The sequence below is a fragment of the Rhodococcus sp. BUPNP1 genome (assembly GCF_002215235.1).
Lineage (GTDB): Bacteria > Actinomycetota > Actinomycetes > Mycobacteriales > Mycobacteriaceae > Rhodococcus.
Genome location: NZ_NERM01000012.1, coordinates 83,944 through 109,179 on the forward strand (window position 1 = coordinate 83,944; position 25,236 = coordinate 109,179).

At 67.4% G+C, this 25,236-nt stretch carries 21 protein-coding genes; 9 read left to right on the forward strand and 12 right to left on the reverse strand.

Annotation, left to right across the window (positions count from 1 at the left end):
* The first annotated feature begins 59 nt into the window (after positions 1-59).
* The 3 genes from B9C99_RS14165 (at position 60) to B9C99_RS14175 (ending at position 2,732) form a co-directional block, all read left to right on the forward strand.
* Positions 60-671: a DUF1707 domain-containing protein gene (locus B9C99_RS14165; RefSeq protein ID WP_088898306.1), complete on the forward strand. Its 612-nt coding sequence runs from the start codon at positions 60-62 to the stop codon at positions 669-671.
* A gap of 77 nt (positions 672-748) precedes the next feature.
* A complete protein-coding gene (locus B9C99_RS14170) occupies positions 749-1,672 on the forward strand; it encodes a PaaI family thioesterase (RefSeq protein WP_088898307.1) in 924 nt (307 codons plus the stop codon).
* A gap of 91 nt (positions 1,673-1,763) precedes the next feature.
* On the forward strand, positions 1,764-2,732 hold the full coding sequence (locus B9C99_RS14175) for a protocatechuate dioxygenase (protein WP_088898375.1): 969 nt from the start codon (positions 1,764-1,766) through the stop codon (positions 2,730-2,732).
* Here B9C99_RS14175 and B9C99_RS14180 read toward each other — a convergent pair whose 3' ends face one another.
* Entirely contained in the window at positions 2,733-3,938 is a 1,206-nt protein-coding gene (locus B9C99_RS14180; RefSeq protein ID WP_088898308.1) for a serine hydrolase domain-containing protein, read from the reverse strand.
* 112 nt (positions 3,939-4,050) lie between these two features.
* On the opposite strand from B9C99_RS14180, the gene B9C99_RS14185 reads away from it, so the two are divergent.
* Positions 4,051-6,021, forward strand: a complete 1,971-nt coding sequence (locus tag B9C99_RS14185) for a M13 family metallopeptidase (RefSeq protein ID WP_088898309.1) — start codon at positions 4,051-4,053, stop codon at positions 6,019-6,021.
* A gap of 85 nt (positions 6,022-6,106) precedes the next feature.
* On the opposite strand, the gene B9C99_RS14190 is transcribed toward B9C99_RS14185, so the two are convergent.
* The 3 genes from B9C99_RS14190 to B9C99_RS14200 all read right to left on the reverse strand — a co-directional run bounded on the left by B9C99_RS14190 (position 6,107) and on the right by B9C99_RS14200 (position 9,486).
* Complete coding sequence (locus tag B9C99_RS14190) at positions 6,107-6,829, reverse strand: M23 family metallopeptidase (protein WP_088898310.1); 723 nt, start codon at positions 6,827-6,829, stop codon at positions 6,107-6,109.
* Between the two features lie 360 nt (positions 6,830-7,189).
* Complete coding sequence (locus tag B9C99_RS14195) at positions 7,190-8,524, reverse strand: cytochrome P450 (protein WP_088898311.1); 1,335 nt, start codon at positions 8,522-8,524, stop codon at positions 7,190-7,192.
* A gap of 224 nt (positions 8,525-8,748) precedes the next feature.
* A complete protein-coding gene (locus B9C99_RS14200; RefSeq protein ID WP_088898312.1) occupies positions 8,749-9,486 on the reverse strand; it encodes an enoyl-CoA hydratase/isomerase family protein in 738 nt (245 codons plus the stop codon).
* Positions 9,487-9,621: 135 nt separating this feature from the next.
* On the opposite strand from B9C99_RS14200, the gene B9C99_RS14205 reads away from it, so the two are divergent.
* The 5 genes from B9C99_RS14205 (at position 9,622) to B9C99_RS14225 (ending at position 15,595) form a co-directional block, all read left to right on the forward strand.
* Complete coding sequence (locus B9C99_RS14205) at positions 9,622-11,163, forward strand: AMP-binding protein (protein WP_088898313.1); 1,542 nt, start codon at positions 9,622-9,624, stop codon at positions 11,161-11,163.
* A 35-nt stretch (positions 11,164-11,198) separates the two neighbouring features.
* Positions 11,199-12,380: an amidohydrolase family protein gene (locus tag B9C99_RS14210; RefSeq protein ID WP_059384071.1), complete on the forward strand. Its 1,182-nt coding sequence runs from the start codon at positions 11,199-11,201 to the stop codon at positions 12,378-12,380.
* Positions 12,377-13,810: a FadD3 family acyl-CoA ligase gene (locus tag B9C99_RS14215; protein WP_088898314.1), complete on the forward strand. Its 1,434-nt coding sequence runs from the start codon at positions 12,377-12,379 to the stop codon at positions 13,808-13,810. Before B9C99_RS14210 ends, B9C99_RS14215 begins: the two co-directional genes overlap by 4 nt.
* Before the next feature lie 28 nt (positions 13,811-13,838).
* A complete protein-coding gene (locus B9C99_RS14220; RefSeq protein ID WP_059384069.1) occupies positions 13,839-14,132 on the forward strand; it encodes a DUF3263 domain-containing protein in 294 nt (97 codons plus the stop codon).
* Positions 14,133-14,308: 176 nt separating this feature from the next.
* Complete coding sequence (locus B9C99_RS14225) at positions 14,309-15,595, forward strand: MFS transporter (protein ID WP_253250084.1); 1,287 nt, start codon at positions 14,309-14,311, stop codon at positions 15,593-15,595.
* On the opposite strand, the gene B9C99_RS14230 is transcribed toward B9C99_RS14225, so the two are convergent.
* The 8 genes from B9C99_RS14230 to B9C99_RS14265 form a co-directional block, all read right to left on the reverse strand.
* Entirely contained in the window at positions 15,589-17,028 is a 1,440-nt protein-coding gene (locus tag B9C99_RS14230) for an MFS transporter (RefSeq protein ID WP_088898316.1), read from the reverse strand. The two genes, B9C99_RS14225 and B9C99_RS14230, sit on opposite strands and share 7 nt — an antisense overlap.
* Positions 17,009-18,046 carry an ABC transporter ATP-binding protein gene (locus tag B9C99_RS14235; protein ID WP_088898317.1) on the reverse strand — a complete coding sequence of 346 codons (1,038 nt, stop codon included), beginning with the start codon at positions 18,044-18,046 and terminating at the stop codon, positions 17,009-17,011. The genes B9C99_RS14230 and B9C99_RS14235 overlap by 20 nt, the downstream gene beginning before the upstream one ends.
* The gene (locus B9C99_RS14240) at positions 18,036-18,974 is read right to left on the reverse strand and encodes an ABC transporter ATP-binding protein (protein ID WP_253250076.1); all 939 of its coding nucleotides are present in this window, start codon (positions 18,972-18,974) and stop codon (positions 18,036-18,038) included. The genes B9C99_RS14235 and B9C99_RS14240 overlap by 11 nt, the downstream gene beginning before the upstream one ends.
* A 112-nt stretch (positions 18,975-19,086) precedes the next feature.
* Positions 19,087-20,667 (reverse strand): ABC transporter substrate-binding protein, encoded by a 1,581-nt coding sequence (locus B9C99_RS14245; protein WP_253250077.1) that lies wholly within the window; start codon positions 20,665-20,667, stop codon positions 19,087-19,089.
* 47 nt (positions 20,668-20,714) lie between these two features.
* Positions 20,715-21,617: an ABC transporter permease gene (locus tag B9C99_RS14250; protein ID WP_088898320.1), complete on the reverse strand. Its 903-nt coding sequence runs from the start codon at positions 21,615-21,617 to the stop codon at positions 20,715-20,717.
* A complete protein-coding gene (locus tag B9C99_RS14255) occupies positions 21,614-22,567 on the reverse strand; it encodes an ABC transporter permease (RefSeq protein WP_088898321.1) in 954 nt (317 codons plus the stop codon). Before B9C99_RS14255 ends, B9C99_RS14250 begins: the two co-directional genes overlap by 4 nt.
* Positions 22,568-22,867: 300 nt before the next feature.
* Positions 22,868-24,025: a thiolase family protein gene (locus B9C99_RS14260; RefSeq protein WP_088898322.1), complete on the reverse strand. Its 1,158-nt coding sequence runs from the start codon at positions 24,023-24,025 to the stop codon at positions 22,868-22,870.
* A complete protein-coding gene (locus B9C99_RS14265) occupies positions 24,022-25,215 on the reverse strand; it encodes an OB-fold domain-containing protein (protein WP_088898323.1) in 1,194 nt (397 codons plus the stop codon). Before B9C99_RS14265 ends, B9C99_RS14260 begins: the two co-directional genes overlap by 4 nt.
* Positions 25,216-25,236 lie beyond the last annotated feature (21 nt).

Consider the following 25,236-nt stretch of genomic DNA (forward strand, 5'->3'; position numbering starts at 1 on the left):
CTCTAGGATCGGGGATGCACCAGGATTCGACAACCGACTCCGAAAGCGCGGGAAAAGAAATGACCGGCAATTCCGATCACGACGACCTGCTGCTCAGCGACGCCGAACGTATGCACGCGTTGAACGCACTCGGCGAACACTACGCCGCGGGCCGGCTCGACAGCGCCGAGTTCTACGAACGATCCGGGGAGATATCTTCGGCGCGAACGTTTTCGGCGTTGCTCCCGTCGTTCCGGGGACTGCCCGGCGGTGTTCCTCTCGAACAGGTCGACGGGCACATCCGGATGATCCCCGACTCCTCGGCACCGGCGGTCCGCCACGACAGCTCTCCTGCGGCGGCGCCCCAGTCCCCGGAGGACGAGCTGGCCTCGCTCCGCGAACGCGGCAGCATGGTCGAGACGCTGGACTGGATCATCATCGGCGTCACGCTCGTGACCTTCCTCGTCCTGCAGATCGCTCTCGACTGGAGCTACGCGTGGATCGTGTGGCCGTCGCTGATCGTCACGCTCAGCGTTCCGCGGTTGATCCTGAAGTACAGCGACGACGACGAGAAGGTCTACGAAGAGCTCAAGAAGTCGGAGGCCGCCGAGCGGAAGAAGCGGCTCGAGGAGGCGTCGAAGCGGATCCGGGAACTCGAGGGTCGTCGCGGTCCGGAGACGCCACGCAGCTGAAGCGACGGGTCACCGTGAACCTGGGCGAACCGCTCCCCGATTGCTCTTTCCTGCGCTGTTCCTGGTAGAAGCAAGGAATGGCAATCGAGACCGCTCAGTTCACCGTCGACCGTCCGGGTCGTTTCATGGGCGTCGGCATCGAGGTCGCCGACGACGCGTCGGTCTCGGTCACCCAGTCCGTCGGATCGCACCTCTTCGACCACCGGGGGCAGACCACGCTCGCCTCCATCGGCGTCTTCGCCGACGTCGCCGCGGGGGCACCCGCCGGTATCGCCCGGTTCGCGGAGACCGGTGAGCGCCCGCAGACCGTGTTGTCGCACGTGACGGCGACGCTCGCCCACCCCTTCCCCGCCTCGGGCGCCCTCGTCGGTCACGGCAGCAGCCTGTTCTTCGACGCGTCCACCGCCGTGTCGGGCACCGACGTGCGCGACGAGCAGGGTGCTCTCGTCGCGCACCTGGTCGGGCGCTCCATCGTCGTCGGGCGCACGCCGATGGAACTCGGCGCCGAGGCATCGGAGGCCGTGCCGGAGCGGGACGAGCCGGAACCGTGGTCCGATGCGGCGATCCTGACCGAACTGCCCGGCCTCGACATCGTCACGGGCATCTCCACCGGGACTCTTCCGCGCGGACCGCTCGCCGGACTGCTCGGACTCGAGGTGACGGTCGCCGAGCGCGGCGTCGTGCAGGCCCGGCTGTCGCCGCGCGAGTGGATGGCCAACGTGATCGGTTCGGTGCAAGGCGGTGTGCTCGTGTCGATGGCGGAGGCCGTCACCGGCCTGGCCGCGCAGACACTGACCGGCATCGATCAGGACTACCGCGTGCTGGAGATCGGTCTCGATTACCTCCGCTCCCCGGCAGTACCCGGGCCGGTCATCGAACTGCGGTCCGACGCGGTGCGGGCCGGACGGCGACTCGCGTCCTTCGAGACGACGCTGTGCGCCGCCGACGGCACCGTCTACGTGCGCGCGCACGCCAACGTCCAGCTGTTCCCCCGCGCGTAACGGGTTCGCAGGAATCTCCCAGCCTTCTCGCACCGTGTCTCGAGCGTCCGGACGGACGATGGTCGGAACGAGGACGCACGGAGGAGAGATCATGAACGAGGACGTCGAGGCGAGCCGCAGACGTGTCAGCCGCCGACGGGCGTTGGCGCTCGGCGGAACGATCGGCTTGGGTGGGCTGATCGCGGCGGCGTGCGGCACGGACGAATCGGCCACCACCGCGACGACCGGCACCGCATCGGCGGTGACCACCACGACACCCACCGCGACCGGCATCGACGCACAGCTCGTCGCGATGCTGGACGACGCACCGAGCTGTGTGATGAGTGCCGAGGTGACGCAGGGACCGTACTGGTTCGACGTCGACTCCATCCGCCGCGACATCGTCGAGGACCGGCCAGGCCTCCCCCTCACGCTGGCAGTGCGGGTGCAGGATCTCGCGAACTGCGATCCCGGTGGGTCCGCGGCTCCGATCTCGAACGCCGTTGTCGAGATCTGGCACTGCGACGCCGGGGGCGAGTACTCGGGCTTCGAATCGGGCACGGCCTTCCCCGGTGGACCGGTTCCGCCGGCCGGTGGGAGTCCACCCGAGGGGATGACACCGCCGGAGGGCATGCAGCCGCCCGCCGGGATGGGTCCGCCGCCCGGGGCGCCAGGAGCACCGGAGGCACCGGGTTCCGGGGAGACCTCCGACGGCTCGTACAGCTCGGGAGACGTGGAGGCCACGACCACCGACGACGGCACCTACCTGCGCGGCGCGCAGGTGACGAACGCCGACGGCATCGTCTTCTTCGACACGATCTATCCCGGCTGGTACCGCGGCCGCACCGTGCACATCCACCTGAAGGTGCACATCGACCGGTCGACGGTGCTCACCACGCAGCTGTACTTCGACGACGCGCTCACCGACGAGATCTTCTCCACCGTCGAGCCGTACACCGAGCACAGCGGCCGCGACACCCGCAACGACACCGACTCGATCCACGACCCGACGGGGACGACCGTCACCGCACGTCAGGGCGACCGGGTCCTCGCCGCGGTCAACGTGGGTGTCGACGTCTGATCACCCCGTTCGGCGCGCGGCCGTCACCGCCGCCGCGCCGAGTCTCGGGAACCGGCCGTCGGAGATCGTGGTGAAGGTGTTGCCCATGCGGTTGGTGACGAACGCGACCGACAGTCCGGTCTCCGGGTCGGCGAACGCTCCCGAGCCGCCGAACCCGTAGTGCCCGACCGACCGCAGCGGCTGCTGCCGCAGGGCGACCCAACCCGGGTGGTAACCCAGCCGCCAATTGGGCCGGATACCGAGGACGTAGTCGCGTCGCCGGGTCTGCACTTCGAGCAACTGGTCGACGGTGTCCTCCTTCAACAGGCGGGCACCGTCGATCGCTCCGCCGTTCGCGATCGCCGCATACATGCGGGCCAGGGCCCGCCCGGTGAACACACCGTTCCATCCCGGCATGACGGCGTCGTGCGCGGACGGACTGCGCATCAGCTCGTCGAAGCCCTCCGCCATGCCCGCCTCGGCGAGACCCCGCACGCCCGGCGCGCGCGACAGCACCGCCGACGCCGTCGTCCACGGTGCCGGCAGGAAGTTGACCTTGGGGAACACCCGGGCGATGCGGTGCCGCTGGTCCTCGGGCACGTGGTACCAGAATTCGTCCGTGCCGAGCGGCTCGGCGATCTCGGTGCGCACGAGTTCCTGGAAGGGCACCCCGGTCACGCGCGATGCGACCTCGGCGACGAGGTTGCCGTAGGTGACGGCGTGATAACCCGGCCCGTGGAAGCGTCGCGGATCGGGTGGGGAGGCGGCGAGCGCGGCGGCCACCGCCTCGGAATCGAGCAGTCCCTCCCGGCCGGGCACGAGCCCGCGCGACTTGTGCAGTCCGGCGCGGTGCGACATGAGCTGTCGCAGCGTGATCGTCTCCTTGCCGGCCGCGGCAAACTCCGGCCAGTACTCGGCCACGGCCGCGTCGTAGTCGAGCAGGCCACGCTCGGCGAGGCGATGCACCACCGTGCTGGCCACCCCCTTGCCGGTGGAGAACGACAGCACGACGGTGTCGCGGGTCCACCGTTTGTCGCGTGCGGCCCAGCCCGCCCAGATGTCGAGGACGGGTTCGCCGTGCAGGTAGCAGGCGAGAGCACCGCCGCCCTGGCTCGGCTTGTAGAACATCCGGAAGAACAGATCCGCGACAGGCATGAAGCGGGGATCGACCAGCATCTGTGTCGACGGGGTCGCCGCGGGCGGCTCCGTCGTGGAACCTTCGGTCATGAGGGCGATGTTAGGAGTATGTAAACGCTCCCGAGGGTGTTCTCCCACTTCCACGGCGGTCCGGTCCGCGGGCGACTGCACGACCTGCCCATCCGGTGTAAGGATGGGGAGCATGACCCTCGCGCAGAACTCGGAGATTCGCTCCGGCATCGATCTCGGACACGTCGACGAACGGGTCCGCCCCCAGGACGACCTCTTCGAACACGTGAACGGGCGATGGCTCGCCGAACACGAGATCCCCGCCGACCGCGCGCTCGACGGAGCCTTCCGCACGCTCGCCGACAAGGCCGAGGTCGACGTGCGGACCATCATCGAAGAAGCCGCGGCGTCCGGCGCCGAGCCGGGCACCGACGCCCAGAAGATCGGCGACCTGTACACCTCGTTCATGGACACCGCGACGATCGAGGCCGCCGGTCTCGATCCGATCCGCGAGGAACTCGGGGCGGTCTCCGGGGCTGCCGACCGTGCCGCGCTCGCGGCGGTGCTGGGCCGGTTGCAGCGCGCCGGCGTGACGGGTGCGCTCGCGCACTACGTCGACACCGATTCGAAGAACTCCGAGCGCTATCTCATGCACGTCTCGCAGGGCGGGCTCGGTCTGCCCGACGAGTCGTACTACCGCGAGGACCGCTACGCCGAGATCCGCGATCAGTACACCGCCCACATCGGCCGGATGTTCGCCCTCGCCGACCTGCCCTACGACGCGGCGACGGTGGTCGCGCTCGAGACGAAGCTGGCCGCCGGGCACTGGGACGTCGTCAAGCGTCGCGACGCCGACCTGAGTTACAACCTGCTCACCCTCGACTCGCTGCTCACCGACCTTCCGCAGTTCGACTGGACAGGATGGATCACCGCGACCGGTGCGACGACCGACCAGTGGGCCGAGATCGTCGTCCGTCAGCCGAGCTTCCTCGAGACGTTCGCGACGCTGTGGGCCGACGAGGACCTCGACGACTGGAAGGCCTGGGCGGTGTGGCGGGTGCTGCGCGCGCGGGCTCCGTATCTGTCCGAGGCGTTCGTCGACGAGAACTTCGCGTTCTACGGCCGCACGCTCACCGGCACGCAGGAGATCCGCGACCGCTGGAAGCGCGGCGTGTCGCTCGTGCAGGACCTGCTCGGCGAGGCCGTCGGCAAGCTCTACGTCGAACGGCACTTCCCCGCCGAGGCGAAGACGCGCATGCAGGTGCTCGTCGACAACCTCACCGAGGCGTACCGGCAGTCCATCACCGACCTCGAATGGATGAGCCCGGCCACGCGCGAAGCCGCGCTGCGCAAGCTCGAGAAGTTCACGCCCAAGGTCGGCTATCCCGACACCTGGCGCGACTACTCCGCCGTGACGATCACCGCGGACGACGTGGTGGGCAACTACCGCAGCGGCTACGCCGCCGAGTACGACCGAGATCTCGGCAAGCTCGGTGGTCCGGTCGATCGCGGCGAGTGGTTCATGACGCCGCAGACGGTCAACGCCTACTACAACCCGGGGATGAACGAGATCGTCTTCCCCGCCGCGATTCTCCAGCCTCCGTTCTTCGACCTGCACGCCGACGACGCCGCGAACTACGGCGGTATCGGCGCGGTCATCGGGCACGAGATCGGGCACGGCTTCGACGACCAGGGCGCGAAGTACGACGGCGACGGCAATCTGGAGAACTGGTGGACCGATTCGGACCGCGAAGAGTTCGGTAAGCGCACCGCCGCCCTCATCGCGCAGTACGACGCGTTCGAGCCGAAAGCCCTTCCCGGACAACGCGTCAACGGCAGCTTCACGATCGGCGAGAACATCGGTGACCTCGGCGGCCTGTCGATCGCGTTGAAGGCCTACGAGATCGCGCTCGACGGCAAGCCCGCGCCCGTCATCGACGGCCTGACCGGGCTGCAGCGCGTGTTCTTCGGATGGGCGCAGGTGTGGCGTACGAAGGTTCGTGACGAGGAGGCGTCACGCCGTCTCGCCGTCGACCCGCACTCGCCGCCGGAGTTCCGCTGCAACGGCGTGATCCGCAACATCGACGCGTTCTACGACGCGTTCGAGGTCAGCGAAGGTGACGGGCTGTATCTCGATCCTTCGGAGCGCGTGCGCATCTGGTAGCTCCACGCACGACACTGCCCCGACGCGGAATGCATCGGGGCAGTGGTCGTTTTCAGGTTTCGTTCTCGGGCTGTCGCCTACCGGATCAGCCGAGGTGCGAGCTCGGCACCGGAACGCCGCGCGCGTGGAACCACGGGATGGGGTCGACCTTGGCGCCGCCCGGCTGCCACACCTCGTAGTGCAGGTGCGGTCCGGTGGACTGGCCGCGGTTGCCCATCGTGGCGATCTGCTCGCCGGCGCGGACGTGCTGGCCGACCGAGACGAGGGACCGGTCGATGTGGCCGTAGACGCCGGTCGTGCCGTCGTCCTGCGCGATGCGCACCCACAGGCCGAAGCCCGAGGCCGGACCGGAGTCGATCACGACACCGTCGGTGACGGAGACGATAGGCGTGCCGATCGAGTTCGCGATGTCGACACCGTTGTGGTTGGTGCCCCAGCGCGGGCCGAAGCCCGAGGTCAGCGTTCCCGCAGCGGGGAAGGCGAGTGCGGGACGACGCGCGGCCTCCTCGCGAGCGGCCTGCTCGGCGGCCTCGCGAGCGATCCGCTCGGCCTCGGCACGCTGCGCCGCCTCCTGGGCAGCGATCGCCTCGGCGACACGCTGCGCTTCCCGCTCGGCGGCGCGGTTCAGCTTCTCGGTGTAGTGCGATGCGTCGACACCGGCGACCTTCAGCACCTGGGGTGCGGTCGAGAGGTTCTCCCCGGCGCCGGTCCATGCGGTGGCGGACTCGACGCGGACCCGGTCGCCTGCAGCGTTCGCGACCGTCGTTCCGCCGACGGTGACGGCGCTCGCGAGGACCGCGACTGCCATCCACCTGCCGGCGCGGGTTGCGCGCCGTCGCAGGTCGGTGGCTTCTCGGGTGTGGGTGGATTCAGGATTTCGGATCACAGCAGTTTCCTCTGGGACAGGCCCTCGGTAACGAAAGGGTCACGATTCCATCACAGAGTACTTCTACCTTTGACGACCTCAGCGTGTCGCCTTGACTCCAAACCGACCGGTATCGGACAAAAGGTGCCCGATTTGCCCTACTCGATTCACATCGACACCATCGACCTCATGCGTTGGTCGCAAAACCGGGGTAAACAGTGAGTGACGTCACGCCATCGGATAACGGGGAAACAGTCTCCGATGGGGTATTGAGGCGGTATCGCGGCCCCAGCCGAGAGGGTCCTACCGCACCGCGAAACGCAGACCGAAATTGTCGAACGTCGCGGGCAACGGACGCGCCGGATCCGGCTTCACATCCGACACCACGGTGAACTCGGCGGACCGGAGCAGTGTCGCGAGGAAGGTGCTCGCCGCGAACAGCACGATGCTGCGCCCGGGGCACACCGTCGGTCCGGCGCTGAACGGCACGAGCGCGGGATAGCGCTCGGCGCGGCCGTCGAGCCAGATTTCGGGTTCGAAGGTGTCGGCGAACGGCAGGTCGTCGGCGCGGTGGAAGGCCGAGGACAGGATCACGAAGCCCGTACCGGCAGGAATCGTCGAGGTGCCACCCGCACCGTCGCTCCACGTGGTCTCTTCCACGGAGTCCCGGAGGATCACCGGCGTGGTCGGCCACAGCCGGGTCGTGTCCAGCACGCAGGCCCGCAGGTACTCGTAGACCTGCGGTGTCCCGGCCTCGGTCCCCGACAGTTCCGACTCGACGCGCAGGCGTTGTTCGGAATGCGTCGACAACACCGCCAGGGTTCGGGCGCTGACCATGCCCGCGGCGTCGAACGCGAACAACCAGTGCGGCATCTGCCCGATCGGGTCGACGGACGCCGGCGCTGCGAGGTCCCGGACCACCCCGGCCAGACTCTCGGACGGAGCCGCCGTGACATGACGGTGCAGGTTCTGGGTGAAGCGGTCGCGCAGGCGGTGCCGGAGCGGATGCGCGAACGACCAGTTCCCGTTCGAGCGCAACGTCCACAGCTGGTCGGTGATGCTCTCGTCGTCGCGGGCGGCGTCGCCGAACGCGAGTCGCCGGACGAGCCGCCACCAGGTCTTCACGAAATCGGGAGCGTCGAGTTCACCGCGCGACTTCGCGTGCTCGAGCAGGTCCTGCGCCTCCTGCTCGATCACGGGAGCCCACTCGGCCGCGAGACGGTGCAGGGCGTGTTCCGGTTCGAGGACCGACTCGTTGAACGCGCGTCGCTGGGCGCGGATGTCCCCTCGGGAGATGAGCACCCCGTTGGGCTGAAACGGGCTGAGTGCGGCCACCTTCTCCTTGTTGGCCGCAGTGAACGACGCCGTGTCGGTGCGCAGGATCCGGTCCACATCCTCGGGCGTCAGGACGATCGCGAGGGTGCGGCCGGGGATCGGCACGACGACCGGTCCGTCACCGTGCCGCTTCCGTAGATCGGCGACCAGGCGGACCACGCCGGCATCGGACTGGTTCTTCTCGAGCAGCTTCATCGCCCAGCGCCGACGAGCGATCGGTCCCACCGCCACGAACGGCACGGCCACCTGTCCGAGGAGTCGAGCGGCGTCGGTGGGCGAAACGGTCGCGGTCGATGCAGGCACAGGTGCTCCCGGCGTCGGAGGGGACAGGACCTATGCAGGCTTCCCGTCGGGAGCACATCCAAACGTCCGTCCGGACCCGCAGGGGAGATCACCGCAACCCTGGAACGAGCAGGCGTGCACGGTCCGCGGACAGAAGCACGCCTTCGGACGGCATGCAACTGTCTTCAGGGCGCGCAAACGTTCGGCGCTGCAGTGACAACTACCCGTCCTGGTTTCCCTGTGCCCTATTTTCCGCGCGCCTGCTTGCCGCGCGAGAGCACCTTGTCGGCCGCTTCCCAGTGGGCATCGGCGATCCACAACCGCGCGAACGCGTCGACCGCCTCCTCGGGGCTCGCGCCGTTCACGACACGCTTGATCGACGCGGAGGACGGATTGGCGAGGGCGCGGCCGAGAGTGCGCCACCCTTCGTCGAAGGTCTCCCGCGGGATCACCTTGTCGACGAGACCGATGCGTTCGGCCTCCTCGGCCCGCAGGATGTCGCCGGTCCCGGCGAGCATGAGGGCACGCCCGCGCCCGATCAGCGACGCCAGCCGTTCGGCACCGCCCCAGGCGGGCATGATCGCCAGCGACACCTGGTTGAAGCCGATCTTGATGTCGTCCGCGGCGATGCGGATGTCGGCGGCGACGGCCACCTCGGCGCCACCGCCGAGTGCGTGACCGTTGAGCGCGGCGACGACGGGCGCCGGGAAGCCGGCGATCCGGTCGCACACGGCGCGCATCTGCCGGGCCATGTCGGCGGCCTGCTCGTGGGTGCGGAGCTCGGCGAGTTCCTTCAGGTCGCCACCGGAAACGAAGGCGCGGTCGCCACCACCGCGGATCACCAGGGCACGCGTCTGCGCCTGCTCGGCCTCGTCGAGCACCTTCTCGAGCTGGTCCATCGTCTCGGGGGCGATGGCGTTGCGCGCGTGCGGGCGATCGATGGTGACGACGGCGAGTCCGTCGTCGAGCTCCAGCTCCACCATGGTCTGCTCTCCGAACTGATATTGGAATTCTACTTTTCGGAGAATAACATCTCCACAACCGGCCAAGGCCGGTCTGCACCGGTCGCGCCGCGACGAACGGCGGCGTGACGCCACCCCGGACACTGGAGCTTTCAGATGCGGCAGATCCCCTCCGAACTGGTCGAACGCTACGAGAGCGAAGGGTGGTGGACTCGCGAGACGATCGGCGACATGCTGGCGCGCGGCCTGAAGGCCGCGCCCGACACCGAGTTCCGCATCCACTCGACCATCCGACCGTGGTCGGGCACCGTGAGCGAGGTCGAACACGTCGCGCGGCGCCTCGCGGCCGGTCTGCACCGCCGCGGAGTCGGCCCCGGCGACGTCGTGGCCTTCCAGCTCCCCAACTGGATGGAGGCCGCGGCCGTCTTCTGGGCCTCGTCCCTCCTGGGCGCGACGGTCGTGCCGATCGTCCACTTCTACGGTCCCAAGGAACTCGGGTACATCCTGCGCGAGTCCGCTCCCAAGGTGTTCGTGTGCGCCGAGAAGTTCGGATACACCGAGTACCGGCCCGAACTGTGCGCCGACGTTCCCGTCGTCGGTGTCGTGGGACGCGACTTCGACGACCTGCTCGACGACGAGCCCTTCGAGGGCGTGCTCCCCGTCGATCCCTCGCAGCCGGCACTGCTGGCGTTCACCTCCGGCACCACGAGCGATCCCAAGGGCGTGATCCACACGCACCGGACGCTCGGCTTCGAGACGAGGCAGCTCTCCGAGCGCTATCCCGCCGACCGCGGCTCACAGCTCACGGGCGCGCCGGTGGGTCACTTCATCGGCATGGTCAACGCCTTCCTCATCCCGATCCTCGACCACACCCCCATCAACCTGCTCGATGTCTGGGATCCGGCCCGCGCGATCGAACTGATGGAGAGCGACGGACTCGTGATCGGCGGCGGTGCAACCTATTTCATCACCAGTCTGCTCGACCACCCGAACTTCGATCCGGACCGGCACCTGCAGTACATGAAGTACGCCGGCCTGGGCGGGTCGACCGTGCCCGCCGCCGTCACCCGCCGTCTCGACGATCTCGGCATCACGGTGTTCCGCGCCTACGGCAGCACCGAGCACCCGTCGATCACGAGTTCGCTCGTCACCGATCCGGTGGACAAGCGCCTGTTCACCGACGGCAACGCGTGCCCGGGAGTGGAGATCCGTATCGCCGACGACGGCGAGATCCTCAGCCGCGGACCGGATCTGTGCATGGGATACACGAACCCCGAACTCACGGCACGCGCATTCGACGAGGACGGCTGGTACCACACCGGAGACGTCGCGATCGTCGACGAGGACGGCTTCCTGACGATCACCGACCGCAAGGCCGACTTCATCATCCGCGGTGGGGAGAACATCAGCGCGCTCGAGGTCGAGGAGGTGCTCCTGACCCTGCCCTCGGTGGCCGAGGCCGCCGTCGTGTCGGCGCCGGACGAGCGCCTCGGAGAACATGCCGCCGCCGTGCTGCGCCTGCGGCCCGGGCACGAGATGCCGACGCTCGAGGACATCCGCACACACTTCCGGCAGGCGGGCATCGCCAAGCAGAAGTGGCCCGAGGAACTGCACCGCGTCGACGACTTCCCACGCACGGCGAGCGGGAAGATCCAGAAGTTCCGGCTTCGTCAGGATATTGCGGCTGCGCACACATGAGAATAGTATTCTCGTAACAGGAGAAGGAGGATTTGATGACCGCGAACGATTTGCCGTACCAGCTGTTCGATGCGGACAACCATCTGTACGAGACCGAGGAGGCGCTGACGAAGTTCCTTCCGGAGAAGTACAAGGACGTGATCAAGTACGTGCAGGTCGACGGCCGCACAAAGATCGCGATCCGCGGTCAGATCAGCGATTACATCCCCAACCCGACCTTCGAGGTCGTCGCCCGGCCGGGCGCCATGGAGGACTACTTCAAGAACGGCAACCCCGAAGGCAAGAGCCGTCGGGAGATCTTCGGCAAGTCCATGAAGTCGATCCCGGCCTTTCGCGAGCCGGCGGCCCGTCTCGAGCTCATGGACGAACTCCGCATCGAACGCACGCTCATGTTCCCGACCCTCGCCAGCCTCGTCGAGGAGCGCATGCGTGACGATCCGGAGCTGATCCACGCCGTCGTGCACTCGCTCAACCAGTGGCTGTACGAGACGTGGTCCTTCAACTACAAGGACCGCATCTTCACCGTGCCGGTGATCAGCCTGCCGATCGTCGACAAGGCCATCGAGGAACTCGAGTGGTGCGTCGAACGCGGCGCGAAGGCGATCCTCGTGCGCCCGGCTCCGGTTCCCGGTTACCGCGGACCGCGTTCGTTCGCCCTGCCGGAGTTCGATCCCTTCTGGAAGCGTGTCGTCGAACTCGATGTGCTCGTCACCCAGCACTCGTCCGACAGCGGCTACGCCCGCCACACGGCGGAGTGGGACGGTGCCGACAAGGAGATGCTGCCGTTCGTCACCAACACCTTCCACATGGTCAACGAGTGGCGTCCGATCCAGGACGCGGTCGCGTCGTGGGTCTGCCACGGTGCACTCCTCCGCTTCCCGGAGCTGCGGATCGCGGTGATCGAGAACGGCGCGAGCTGGCTGCCCGGTCTGCTGCAGAACCTCGCCGACACCTTCAAGAAGGCCCCCGAGGGCTTCGGCATGAAGGACCCGGTGGAGGCGGTCAAGAACAGCATCCACGTCAGCCCCTTCTGGGAGGAGGACTTCAGCAAGCTCACCGCCCTCATCGGCGCCGAGCGCGTGCTGTTCGGTTCCGACTACCCGCACCCCGAGGGCCTGGCCGAGCCGACCACCTACATCCAGCACATCCAGCACCTGCCCTTCGAGGACCAGAAGCTGGTCATGGGCGGCAACCTCGCGAGGCTCCTGAAAGTATGAGCTGGCGGACCATCCCCGAGATGGTCCTCAGCGCCGGCGACCGCTTCGGTGATGCCGAAGCGGTCGTCGACGGGGACCTCCGGATCTCCTTCACCGATCTCACCGATCGAATCCGCCGCGCCGCCGGAGCATTCGCCGACGCAGGTGTCGGCAAGGGTGATCGGGTGGCGATCTGGGCCCCCAACTCCGCCGCGTGGATCGTCGCGGCCTTCGGCCTGCTCACCGCGGGTGGTGTGCTCGTCCCGGTGAACACCCGCTACCGCGAGGACGAGGCGGGCGACATCATCCGGCGCAGCGGAGCGAAGCTGACCCTCGTGCAGGACGGCTTCCTCGACCAGGAATACGCGGTGCCGACCGGCACCCCCCGGATCGACATCGCATCCGGTTTCTTGGACAGCGGAAGACCTTTCACCCGCGAGGTGGTCGGCGAGGACATCGCCGACATCATGTACACCTCGGGCACCACCGGACGCCCCAAGGGCGTGATGATGAACCACCTGCAGACCCTCCGGATGTTCTCCGAGTGGTGCGATCTGGCCGATCTGCGACGCGGCGACCGTTACCTGCTCGTCAACCCGTTCTTCCACATGTTCGGCTACAAGGCCGGCCTCGTCGCGTCGTTCATCCGCGGCGCCACGATGATTCCCGTCCCGGTCTTCGAGACGGACACCGTCCTCGACCTGATCGAGCGGGAACATGTGACCATGCTGCCCGGACCACCCACGCTCTACCACTCGCTCCTCGCAGCGCAGCAGGACCGGACCCACGACCTGTCGTCGCTGCGCGCGGCGGTGACCGGATCGGCCGACATCCCGGTCGATCTGATCCGGCGGATCCGGAGCGAACTGCCCTTCGAGACGATCATGACGGGATACGGTCTGAGCGAGGCCGGCACCGCGACGGCCTCCCGCCGCGGCGACACCTTCGAACAGATCGCCACGACCGTCGGAAAACCCTGTGACGGTGTGGAAGTGAGCATCGCCGACGACAGCGAGGTGCTCATCCGCGGATACAACGTGATGCAGGGCTATCTCGACGATCCGGAGGCCACCGCCGCAGCAGTCGATACCGAAGGATGGCTCCACACGGGCGATCTCGGCGAGATCGATGCCGACGGTCACCTCCGGATCATCGGCCGCAAGAAGGACATGTTCGTCGTCGGCGGTTTCAACGCCTATCCCGCCGAGATCGAAGGTTTCCTGCTCGAACACCCCGCCGTCGACCAGGTGGCCGTGATCGGGATCCCCGACGAACGGCTCGGCCAGGTGGGCAAGGCGTTCGTCGTCTCGTCCGATCCCGTCCCCGCCGAGGACCTGATCGCCTGGAGCCGCACACGCATGGCGGGATTCAAGGTCCCGCGTGTCGTCGAGTACATCGACGCGCTCCCCCTCAATGCGACCGGCAAGGTCGTCAAAGAATTACTCCGTTGACACATCCCCCTCAGACAGGAGTTCCGGCATGTCGGACGAAGCTGCGATGATCGATTTCGCCGTGAAGTGGCGGCACTGGAACGGTGGTCCCGACGAGGACATCTGGGTCACCTTCGGCATCACCCCCGAGAACTACTTCCACCGCCTCCGCGGCCTGCTGACCAAGCATCGGTGGAACCGGTTGGAACCGCACATCCTCGAACAACTCGTGCGCATCTGCGACGAGCGACTCGACACCGTCGACATCGCCTCCGCAGCGGGCCGACGTGATCGGGCACGGTACGCCTCCTCGGCGCATCCGCTCAGCAGATTGTCCGCCTGACCAGGGTTTCGAGGAACTTCACGGGAATCGGTTTCGCCCTCCGTCGACTCGGGTATCCGCCGAGGCACCGAGCTCGATCGGAGGGAACAATCGTGAAGAACGGTTCCGTCGACCCGAAGCCGGAAGCTCACGAAGAGCCGCCGGAGAAGGTACGCCGCGCCATCGGTGCGTCGGCCATGGGTAATTTCACCGAGTGGTTCGATTACGGCGTCTACGCCTACACGGCCACCTACATCGCCGATTCGTTCTTCCCCGGCGATCTCGAATCCGCGACGCTGCTCACGCTGGGTGTCTTCGCGGTCTCCTTCATCATTCGGCCCCTGGGCGGTTTCGTGTGGGGTCCGCTCGGCGACCGGTTGGGCCGTCGTCAGATCCTGGCGCTCACCATCCTTCTGATGGGTGGTTCGACGGTGCTGCTCGGCGCGGTCCCGTCGTACGAGTCGATCGGGTTCTGGGCGCCTCTGCTGCTCGTGCTGCTGCGCATAATCCAGGGCTTCTCCACCGGCGGTGAGTACGGTGGCGCGGCGACCTTCATGGCCGAGTACTCGCCCGACCGCAGGCGTGGCTTCTACGGCAGCTTCCTCGAGTTCGGCACGCTGGGCGGTTTCTCCGCCGGCGCGTTCCTCGTCCTGATGATCGACCTGCTGTCCACGGACGCCTTCATGGCGACCTGGGGTTGGCGCCTGCCGTTCTTCGTCGCCGGCCCGCTCGCGTTGGTGGGCCTCTACCTCCGTTCGAAACTCGACGAGACGCCGGTCTTCAAGGAACTCGAGGAGGCGCACCAGGAGGAGGCCAGCATCGGTGCCGAGTTCAAGGACCTGCTCACCCGGTACTGGCGACCGATCATCAAGATGATGGGTCTGGTCATCGCGCTGAACGTCTGCAACTACACGTTGCTGAGCTACATGCCGACCTATCTCGAGGATCGGATCGGTCTGACGACCACCTCGGCGCTGATCCTGGTGTTGATCGGTCAGCTCGCGATGATGGCGGTCATCCCGTTCTCCGGGGCGTTGTCGGACCGGATCGGGCGCAAGCCCCTCTGGGCGGCGTCGCTGGTAGGTCTGTTCGTTCTCGCCGCGCCGATGTACATGTTGATGTCGGTGGGCTTCGGCTGGGCGATTCTGGGCTTCACCGTGCTCGGCCTGCTGTACGTGATGCAGCTGTCGACCATCTCGGCGACCTTCCCCGCGATGTTCCCCACGCAGGTCCGGTTCGCCGGGTTCGCGATCTCGTACAACCTGTCCACCTCGATCTTCGGTGGTACAGCTCCCGCGATCAACGAATGGCTCGTCGAGCGGACAGGCAACGACCTCATGCCGGCCTTCTACATGATGGGCGCGTGCGTGGTCGGGCTCGTCGCCCTCTACTTCGTGGCGGAGACCGCGGGGGCGTCGCTGCGTGGACGCGGCATCCCGGGTATCGACAACGAAGCACACCCCACCGCCCTGTCCCATCACTGACGGGAGACGGCCGGCGCAGCTTCTGTATCGGTCCGGTCCTCGGGTCGAACACGACGGATGGCCAGGGTCACGGCGGCGGCCAGCAGCGCGGACGCCGCCCCGATCAGCATGCCGGTGAGGAGTCCTCCCTCGGACGGGATCGATGTTCCGCGGAAGGCGACGGTCGTCTGCGCCAGCACGACCCCCGCGACCGCCGCCGACGCCGTGCCTCCGACCGAACGCAGCAGGGTGTTGACGCTGTTGGCCGACGAGATCTGCGTCGGCGGCACCGCCCCCATGATCAATGTGGGGATGGCCCCGTACGCCAGTCCGATCCCCGCCGCGACGCAGCAGGTGAGCGCCATGAGACCCCACGGCGATCGCATGAGGAGTCCCGAGGAGGCATAGGCCGCGGCGATCATCAGGCAGCCTGCGAACAGGGTCGTGCGGGGGCCGCGCAGGGTCGTCAGCCGCGCCCCCAGCGGGGAGATCGCCATCATCAGCAGACCGGCCGGTGCGCACCACAGCCCCATGGCCACCATCGACTGTCCCAGTCCGTATCCCGTCTCCGTGGGCAGCATGAGGATCTGGGGAACCAGCAGCGCCTGGAAGTACATCGAGAAACCGATCAGGGTCGCGACGATGTTGGTGACGAGGACCCGGTTCCCCTTCGAGACCCGGAGATCGACGAGCGGTGCCGGAGACCTCAGTTCCCACCGGCCCCACACCACGAACGCGACGATCGAGACCGCGAACAGGATCGGGATCGTCGCACCCGTCCAGCCCCAGTCGCCGCCCTTGGATATCGCCAGCAACCCGGCGACCAGTGCGACCGAGAGCCCGAGGGTGCCGACGAGGTCGAATCGGCCCGCCTCCGCCGGCACCGGGGTGTCCCGCACCAGCCGGGCGATGAGCACCGCGACGAGCACACCGGCGAGACCGGCTCCCCAGAACAGCATCCGCCAGTTCGTGTACTGGACGACGGCCGCAGCGAGCGGCAGGCCGAGTGCTCCCCCGATCCCCAGGGACGAACTCATCAGGGCGATGGCCGAGCCGAGACGAGCCGGTGGCACGAGGGAACGCAACGCACTGATGCCGAGGGGCACGATCCCGAAGCCCGCACCCTGGAGGGCACGGCCGACGAGCATCGGGGCCAGGGACGACGACAGTGCACACAGGAACGACCCGACGATGAGTGGGATCGTGCACACCAACAGCATCCGGCGCGCGCCGTACATGTCGCCCAGGCGTCCCGTCACGGGTGTCGCGACGGCACCCGCGAGCAAGGTCACCGTGACCACCCAGGATGCATTGGACGGGCTGGTCCCGAGCAGGGCGGGCAGTTCACCGAGCAGTGGGATGACGAGCGTCGACATCACCGTGGTGACGATGCCCGCGAAGACCAGTACCCGGATCGTGCGGCCCTTCGGTCGATCAGGCGTCCGCACCGGCACCGACGGCGGCGGGTTCGGGAAGATCGCGTCCGGTCACGGACGGCAGCGGGAAGTGGCATGCCGCGTACTGGCCCGGACGGACCTCACGCATCTCGGGTTCCTCTTCGGCACAACGATCCTGGGCCATCGGGCAGCGGGTGCGGAACCGGCAACCCGTGGGAGGTGCCAGTGGCGACGGCACGTCGCCGGCCAGGGGTGGTCCGGCGAAACCCTTCTCCGGGTCGGTCAGCGGCACCGAATCGAGCAGCGCGCGCGTGTAGGGATGCGCCGGGTCGTCGTACATCTCGATGGAATCACCGAATTCGCAGACCTTGCCCAGGTACATGACCATGACCTTGTCGCTCACCGTGCGCACCACACCGAGATCGTGGGCGATGAACACGACGGTGAGGTCGAACTCCGCCTTGAGTTCCTCGATCAGGTTGAGGATCTGGGCCTGCACCGACACGTCGAGCGCCGAGACCGGTTCGTCGCAGATGAGCAGCCGGGGATTCAGGGCGAGCGCTCGCGCGATGGCGACGCGCTGCGCCTGGCCACCCGAGAGCTGGCGGGGCAGCATGCCGGCGAACCGGTCCCCGGGCAGACCGACCTGTTCGAGGACCGACACCGATGTCGTCGCCCGTTCCTTCGCAGGTGTTTTCGCGACCGTCAGACCCTCGACGACGATGTCGGCGACCGATCGACGCGGATTGAGCGAGGCGACCGGGTCCTGGAAGATCATCTGCATGTCGCGCCGGAGGGAGCGCATGCGATTCTCGCTCGCCTCCTCGATCCACTCGTCGCCGAACCGGATACGGCCGGAGGTGATTCGGTCCAGACGCAGCACCGCACGACCGGTGGTCGACTTGCCGCACCCGGATTCGCCGACGATGCCGAGGGTTTCGCCGGGCAGGATGTCGAAGCTGATCTTCGAGACCGCCTGCACCGTGCCGTTGTCGGTGGGGTACTCGACGACCAGGTCCTGCACGCTGAGCAGGGCCTCGTCGCCGCGCAGATGAGTGGCACCACTACCGGCCATGGGATTCACCTCCGGAAACGGCCCCGACCGGAACGGTCACCGGGCTCAGACATGCGACGTGATGATCGACGCCCACCGATTCGAGCGGGGGCGGCGTGGTGTGGCATTCGTCCGACGCGTGGTTGCAGCGCGGCGCGAACCGGCAACCGTCCGGTGGCGACGTCGGATCGGGCAGCGACCCACTGATCACCCGCAACGGTGCGTGCCGCACGTGGTCGATCGTCGCGGTCGCGCCGAGCAACGCGTGGGTGTAGCGGTGCATCGGCTGCTCGAACACCTCACGGGTGGAACCGACCTCCGCGAGCCGTCCGGCGTACATTACCGACACCCGGTCGGTGCGACCCGCGACCACCGCGAGGTCGTGACTGATGAGCATCATCGACATGCCCCGGTCGCGCTGGACACGCCGCAGCAGGTCGAGGATCTGACGCTGGATCGTCACGTCCAGGGCGGTCGTCGGCTCGTCGGCGATGAGCAGATCCGGTTCGCACGCCAGCGCGATCGCGATCATCACGCGCTGGCGCATGCCACCGGACATCTCGTGGGGATAATTGCGGAGGCGCCGTTCCGGATCGGGGACGCCCACCTCCTCGATGAGCTTCAGCGCCCGGGTGTGTGCCTCGGACCTACTGACGCCGAGGTGCTTGCGCATCCCCTCGGTGAGCTGCCGCTCGACCCGGACGACCGGGTTGAGCGAGCGGCCCGGATCCTGGAAGACCATCGCGATCTGCTTGCCCCAGATCTCGCGCTTCTCCTTCTTGGTCAGGGCCAGCAGGTCGCGGCCCTGGAAGGTCACCGATCCGGATCGGCCCGAGCGGGGCGGCATGAGCCCCATGATCGCCCGGGCCATCACCGACTTTCCGGAGCCCGACTCGCCGACGATACCCAGCGCCTGTCCGGAGTCCAGATCGAGCGACACGTCGTCCACTGCGCGGACGGTGCCTCGCGGCGTGCCGATGTAGGCACGGAGATTTCTCACTTCGAGAATCGGCTGAGTGGTCACGGCGAGCCGGCCCCTTCCGTCTTGTCGGCTGTATCGGCTAGTTGTTGCTGAGCCAGAACTCGGCCGGGATCGGCGATCCGAGGGTGTAGAGCTGCACGCCCTGCAGATCCTTCGAGTAGGCGACCGAGGGAGTGGCCCGGACGTACCAGAGACCCACCACCTGATCGGCGAGACGCTGCTGGACGACGTCGTACGCTTCCTTGCGTTCCTCGACGGTCGTGCCGAACCGGCCGCGCTCGAGAGCTGCGTCGAGCTCCGGATCGTTGACACCGGTGAAGTTGCCGGTCGACGTGGAGTCGAACGCGATCGACAGCGGGAAGTCGGGATCCTGCGTGATCGCCGACGAGATGACCATGTCGAAGTCACGCGCACCGTTGCGAGCCGTGAGGGTGGGATAATCGAGCACCTCGACCTGCATGTCGACGTTCTCGAAACTCGCCAGCTGAGCCTGGATGGCTTCGCCGAGAGAGCGCGCCTCGGCAGTCGGGTAGGCCAGATAGGTGAACGAGACGGGCTTGCCCTCGGCAGCGAGCTCGTCGAACAACTTCTGCGCTTCTTCGGCGTTCGTCTCGGACAGCGGGATGTCGGAGTAGTAGGGCGAATCCTCGGGGAACAGCGTGCGGGGAATGTCGCCCTCGCCGTTGTACACCACGGTGTTCACGGCATCGAGATCGACCGCGAGCGACACCGCGCGGCGTGCCCGCTCGTCGTCGAACGGTGCCCGCCGGAAGTTCATCGCGGCGAACTGACCGCCGCCGGTGGACGTCACCATGGTGGCGAGGCCTCCTGCCTCGGCACGATTGAGGCTGGTCCAGCTCGACTCCATCGACAGGTCTGCGGCGCCCGTCGTGGCGGCGTTCAACCGCTGGTTGTAGTCGGCCACCGTCCGGATCGTGAGTCCGTCGAGGTAGGGCTTCGGTGCGTCCCAGTACGATTCGTTCTTCTCGAGTTGGATCGAGTCCTGACGGGTCCAGTTCACGAGCGTGAACGGCCCTGCACCGATGGGGTTCTCGTCGAACGCCTGCTGTCCCTGTTCGAGGGCTGCCGGCGAGGCGATCCAGTTCAGTGCACCGGCCACGATGGCCTGGGCGAACTGCGGGTTGGGCTCGACCATCGTCACGCGCAGGGTGGTCGGGTCGACGACCTCGGTCGACTCGATCTGCGACGCCTGACGGATCGTCGTCGAGGCGAGCGCGGGATCCTTGAGACGGTCCCAGTTGAACTTCACCGCGGCGGCATCGAGCGGTGTTCCGTCGCTGAACTTCAGGTCGGGCTGCAGCACGAGTGTGAACGTCTTCCCGTTGTCATCGGTCGAGAAGTCCGTCGCCATGCGATATTCGACGTCGAAAGTATCGTTGTTCGTGATGATCAGCTCGCCGTAGAGAGCGTTGCCCAGCACCGGCTGATGGGCCCAGGTATTGGACAGCGCGGCCGGATCGAGCGAACGGGGTTCACCGGCCTGGAGGATGGTGGCGGAACCACCCGCCACGGGATCGCCGACCGCCGCGGTGTCCTGGGCCGAGGCGGTGTCGGAACCGCCCGATCCACAGGCCCCGAGGACCAGTACGGCGGAACAGGCCACGGCGACCGCCGCGAACATTCTTCTACGTCGAATCATGGTCGACCTTTCATCGGAAAGTCTGGGTACGAGCGCTTTTCGGGATCTCAGTCGTGGAGCGTGCGGTCGTACCTGGTGCGGAGGTGGTCACCGACCTGATTGAGGGCGAACACCGTGAAGAAGATGACGAGCGCCGGAACGAACACCAGGTGCGGTGACGTGGCGATGGCGTCCTTGCCGTCGTTGATCATTCCGCCCCAGCTGGGCTGCGGCGGCGGGATGCCCAGGCCGAGGAAGCTCAACGATCCCTCCGCGACGATGAGCGCCGCGATCACGATGGGCATGTACGACGCGAGGGGTGCGAGGACGTTGGGCATGATCTCCCGGAACAGGATCCGCCCGCTGCCGGCACCCATGTTCTTCGCCGCCCTGACGAATTCACGCGACGACCAGGCGAGGGTGTTCGCTCGCGACAGGCGGATGAACGACGGGATCGCCAGCAGGCCGAGACCGAAGAGGATGGTCCGCACGCTCGGGGTGAGGATCGAGGCGAGGGCCAGGAGCAGGATCAGCGGCGGGAAGGCGAGCATCGCGTCGGCCAGCAGCGAGATCACGGCGTCGACGCGCTTGCCGAAGTAGCCGGCGAGCATGCCGAAGAACGATCCGATCAGGAAGCCGACGAGACCGGCGACGGCGCCGATGACGAGCGAGACCTGGGCGCCGTAGACGACGCGGGACAGGATCGACCTGCCGAGGGTGTCGGTTCCCAGGAGAGTGTCGAGGGAGTCGAGGTTCGGGGGCGTCCGCGGTGGCCCGACCGGAACGCTGTACGGCGCCAGCGGAAGCACGCTTGCGAAGATCGCGGCACCGATGATGAGAACCAGCCACACGATCGACAGGTAGACCAGCACCGAGCGGGTCTTCTTGGCGGCGGGTACCTTCGGTAGATCCGGGGTGGCCGACTCGACCCGCTGTGCGTCGTCCTTCTTCTCGAGCGCGACCTGCGTCATGCTCCGACCACCTTCCTGACCCGCGGGTCGATGACTTGGTAGCTGAGGTCGACGAGGGTGTTGATGCCCACGTAGACGACGGCGATGAAGGCCACGACCCCCTGCACCATGATCACGTCGCGGGAGGTGATGGAGGAGGCGACGAGCTGGCCCAGACCCGGTAGGCCGAACAGGGTCTCGACGATCACCGTGCCGCCGATGAGGCGGCCGAGGTTGATGCCGGCGACGGTGATGAGGGAGAACGACGAGGGCCTCAGTGCGTGCCGGAACATCACGTACCAGGAGGGCATCCCCTTGGCCCGGGCCGCGGCGATGAAATCCTCACGGAGTGTGCCGATGAGGTCGGTACGGAGCAGGCGGTGGAAGGCCGCGATCTCGGTGAGCGCGATGGCGAGCGCCGGGAGCATCGCGCTGCGCAAGTTGTCGCCGAGACCTTCTCCGATCCGGGACCAGCCCATCACCGGGAAGATCTGGAGCTTGATCGCGAGGAAGTAGATCAGGACGGGGCCGGCGATGAAGGCGGGCACCGAGAGGAAGACGGCCGACAGGGCGTTCATGCCGCGGTCGACGGCGCTACCCGGGCGGGACGCGGAGATCACCCCCATGACGAGTGCGACCACCAGTGCGATGAGCAGACCCATCGCGGCGAGCTGGAGCGTGACCGGCAGCCGTTCGGCGATGGCCTCGCTCACGGATTGACCTGTCAGCGGCGAGGTTCCGAGATCGCCCCGGACCGCGTCGGACAGCCACCCGAAGTACTGGCTCCAGAAGGGCGCGTCGAGGCCGAGCTTGGCGTTCAGTTCGGCGACCGCCTGGGGAGTTGCGTTCTCCCCCAGGATGACCTGGGCGACGGAGCCGGGCGCGAGGCCGAGCAGGCCGACGACCGCGATGGTCACCAGCAGGACCACCAGCAGGCTGCGGCCCACCTTCTTCGAAACTGTGAGAAACATCCGACTCAACTTTCGTCGTACTACCGAGGCCGTGGATCGCGGCGACGCAGAACACGAGCAGAGTGCACTACCTGTGATGCCCCACACATTAGAGCCTGCGTGTGGCCGCGGCAATATGGATTACAGAAAAGGCGAATGGAGTTGCTAATTATTCAGAACGGCAATCTTGCAGTGCTGCAAGATATTCGAGATACGAGACGGAAGAGCGGTGACGGGCCGCCTCGTACGCACGACGAGGACCCGTGCACCGGACGGGTGCACGGGTCCTTGCCGATCAGCGATGCCGGATGGACGTACGGATCAGCCTCCGGGGCCCTCCAGGATCGTCACGGCGGCAACGGCCGTCGGGCCTCCGACATTGTGCGCGAGACCTGTTCGCGCACCGTCGACCTGATTGACCGCCTGTCCGCGCAGCTGCCCGAACAGTTCCACGCACTGCGCGACACCGGTCGCGCCGGGCGGGTGCCCCTTCGTATTCAGGCCACCGCTGGGATTGACCGGCAGCGATCCTCCGACCTCGGTGACTCCCGCCTCGAGGAGCTTGAAACCCTCGAAACGTTCGGCGAATCCGAGGTCCTCGTAACTGATGATCTCGATTCCGGTGAAATAGTCGTGGATCTCGGCGACGTCGATATCGCCCGGTGCTACCCCTGCCGCACCGAACGCCTGCTTCGCCGCGCGCCGGGTCGCCGCAAAGGAGGTGAGATCGCGCTTGTGCTGGTGCATCACGGCGTCGAAACCCAGACCGGTGCCGCGGATCCAGACGGGCCTGTCGGTGTAGCGGTCGACGACGTCGTCGGCCACCAGGATCAGCGCCGCCGCACCGTCGCTCTGCGGCGCGCAGTCGTAGACACCGAACGGCGTCACCACGGTGTCGGCCGCCAGTACCTCCTCCACCGTCAACTCGAATCGGCGACACGCCTTGGGGTTGTTCAACGCGTTGCGGTGGTTCTTCACCGCGACCATCGCCATGTGTTCACGGGTGGCCGGCGACTCGTACAGATAGCGGCGCATGTGCAGCGCGAAACCCGCTTGCGCGAGGCCGAGCGGGAAATCCCACGCCATGTCGCGCGTCATGGATTCCCATTCCCAGAGCATGCCCTTCGAGGCCGTCTCCCGGAGTTTGTCGGCACCCATCACGAGTGCGACGTCGCACGCCCCAGACGCGATGCCGTAGACGGCGTTGCGGATCGCGTCGTGTCCGGTCGCGCAGGAGTTCTCGACCCGCGTCACCGGAACGTCGTGCAGACCCAGGGTGTCGGCGAGGATCCCGGACGGGAAACCGTCCGTCGTCCCCATCGATCCGAACCATGCCGCGTCGATGTCCGACTTCCGCACGCCCTTGTCGACGCTCGCCGCGCAGTCGGCGAAGGCCATCGGAAGCAGGTCCCGGATGCCCAGAGCGAAATGTTCGGCGAAGGGTGTCATTCCTGCGCCGACGATCGCGACCTTTCTCATGCCGCTTCCTCCTCGTCCACGGGGTCCGAATCGGGTTCGAAGGCGTACCCGTAGTCGGGGACACCCGAGCGCACCGCGATACGGCGGAGCACCAGTCGTCCCCGGTCACCGATGTCGACGCTGCCTGCGACGGTGCCGGTGACCCGCACCAGCGCACGCACTCCGACACCGTCGAGGTCGACGACGACGAGCGAGTACGGGGTGCGCAGACCCGGCACCGGCACGTGCACGGTGACCTCGGTGTAGACCGTCCCGGTGCGCGGCAGTTCGACGAAGGTGTACTCGGTGTCGAGCGAGCCGTCCTCGTCGATCCGGTAGCGCGGCGGGAAGTCGACCTGGTCGCTGTCGAGGAAACGGCCACCCTCCCATCGCACCTTGGCTTCGAAGGCCCGCTCGTAGGCCGCCAGCGAGATCGGGATCTCGCCGGGCAGGGTCTGTGCCGAATCGAGCACGGGCCGTGCCGGTCTCTCCCGGCGACGGACCTCGGCCGTTCCCTCCGCGACGGTCAGTCCCGACAGGCTGGCCTGTTCGACTCCGACGAGAGGTCCGGTGAGACCGGACTCCGCCATCGCGGCCAGGGCGAAGAGCGCCGAACTCGCGCCCGTCGTCGGCAGATCCGTGGTCTGGGTGGCCGCGAGCGAGGCGGCGTGCTGCGCCGGGACTCCCGCCACGACGGCCGGGGTGTCCACCCAGGCCGTCGCGAGCGAGGCGAGATATCCCCGTTTCCTGAGCAGTCTCGGGTCCCCGTAGTCGTGGATGTCGCCGGAGGCGTTCCGCGTACGTACGGGCAGGCTGCGCGACACGCGTGCGGCGGTACGCACCTGCAGCCCGTGATCGGAGGTGAGGGCTGCCGCCGCACCGGCCGAGTTCAGGTCGACCCCGATGACCAGTGTCCGTGGTCGCGCCGAGCCGAGGGCGTCCAGCGTCGCCGGCGCGCCCCCGAGTCGCTCGATCACCTCGAGTTCGGGATCGAGTCCGAGTCCTGCGAGCAGGACCGCGGCGTTGCTGCTCTCGGTCAGCGGCAGATCCCGGCCGACGAGGACGACGTACTCGACGGATCCGCCCGCTTCGAGCGCGGCGCGGCCCGCCTCGACGGCGAGGGTGACGGCGTCCTCGTCGTCACCGGCGATCCTGGCGTCGGGAGTACCCCAGCACGGCAGGTACGTTCCGATCGATGCGATGTAAGGCATTGGCCCTCCCTGAACCGGGTG

What these genes read in the sequence shown, in the direction of transcription:
- B9C99_RS14165 (WP_088898306.1), top strand. Translation starts at nt 60, where the DNA reads ATGACCGGCAATTCCGATCACGACGACCTGCTGCTCAGCGACGCCGAA.
- B9C99_RS14170 (WP_088898307.1), top strand. Translation starts at nt 749, where the DNA reads ATGGCAATCGAGACCGCTCAGTTCACCGTCGACCGTCCGGGTCGTTTC.
- B9C99_RS14175 (WP_088898375.1), top strand. Translation starts at nt 1,764, where the DNA reads ATGAACGAGGACGTCGAGGCGAGCCGCAGACGTGTCAGCCGCCGACGG.
- B9C99_RS14180 (WP_088898308.1), bottom strand. Translation starts at nt 3,938, where the DNA reads ATGACCGAAGGTTCCACGACGGAGCCGCCCGCGGCGACCCCGTCGACA.
- B9C99_RS14185 (WP_088898309.1), top strand. Translation starts at nt 4,051, where the DNA reads ATGACCCTCGCGCAGAACTCGGAGATTCGCTCCGGCATCGATCTCGGA.
- B9C99_RS14190 (WP_088898310.1), bottom strand. Translation starts at nt 6,829, where the DNA reads ATGGCAGTCGCGGTCCTCGCGAGCGCCGTCACCGTCGGCGGAACGACG.
- B9C99_RS14200 (WP_088898312.1), bottom strand. Translation starts at nt 9,486, where the DNA reads ATGGTGGAGCTGGAGCTCGACGACGGACTCGCCGTCGTCACCATCGAT.
- B9C99_RS14205 (WP_088898313.1), top strand. Translation starts at nt 9,622, where the DNA reads ATGCGGCAGATCCCCTCCGAACTGGTCGAACGCTACGAGAGCGAAGGG.
- B9C99_RS14210 (WP_059384071.1), top strand. Translation starts at nt 11,199, where the DNA reads ATGACCGCGAACGATTTGCCGTACCAGCTGTTCGATGCGGACAACCAT.
- B9C99_RS14215 (WP_088898314.1), top strand. Translation starts at nt 12,377, where the DNA reads ATGAGCTGGCGGACCATCCCCGAGATGGTCCTCAGCGCCGGCGACCGC.
- B9C99_RS14220 (WP_059384069.1), top strand. Translation starts at nt 13,839, where the DNA reads ATGTCGGACGAAGCTGCGATGATCGATTTCGCCGTGAAGTGGCGGCAC.
- B9C99_RS14225 (WP_253250084.1), top strand. Translation starts at nt 14,309, where the DNA reads ATGGGTAATTTCACCGAGTGGTTCGATTACGGCGTCTACGCCTACACG.
- B9C99_RS14235 (WP_088898317.1), bottom strand. Translation starts at nt 18,046, where the DNA reads ATGGCCGGTAGTGGTGCCACTCATCTGCGCGGCGACGAGGCCCTGCTC.
- B9C99_RS14245 (WP_253250077.1), bottom strand. Translation starts at nt 20,667, where the DNA reads ATGATTCGACGTAGAAGAATGTTCGCGGCGGTCGCCGTGGCCTGTTCC.
- B9C99_RS14250 (WP_088898320.1), bottom strand. Translation starts at nt 21,617, where the DNA reads ATGACGCAGGTCGCGCTCGAGAAGAAGGACGACGCACAGCGGGTCGAG.
- B9C99_RS14255 (WP_088898321.1), bottom strand. Translation starts at nt 22,567, where the DNA reads ATGTTTCTCACAGTTTCGAAGAAGGTGGGCCGCAGCCTGCTGGTGGTC.
- B9C99_RS14260 (WP_088898322.1), bottom strand. Translation starts at nt 24,025, where the DNA reads ATGAGAAAGGTCGCGATCGTCGGCGCAGGAATGACACCCTTCGCCGAA.
- B9C99_RS14265 (WP_088898323.1), bottom strand. Translation starts at nt 25,215, where the DNA reads ATGCCTTACATCGCATCGATCGGAACGTACCTGCCGTGCTGGGGTACT.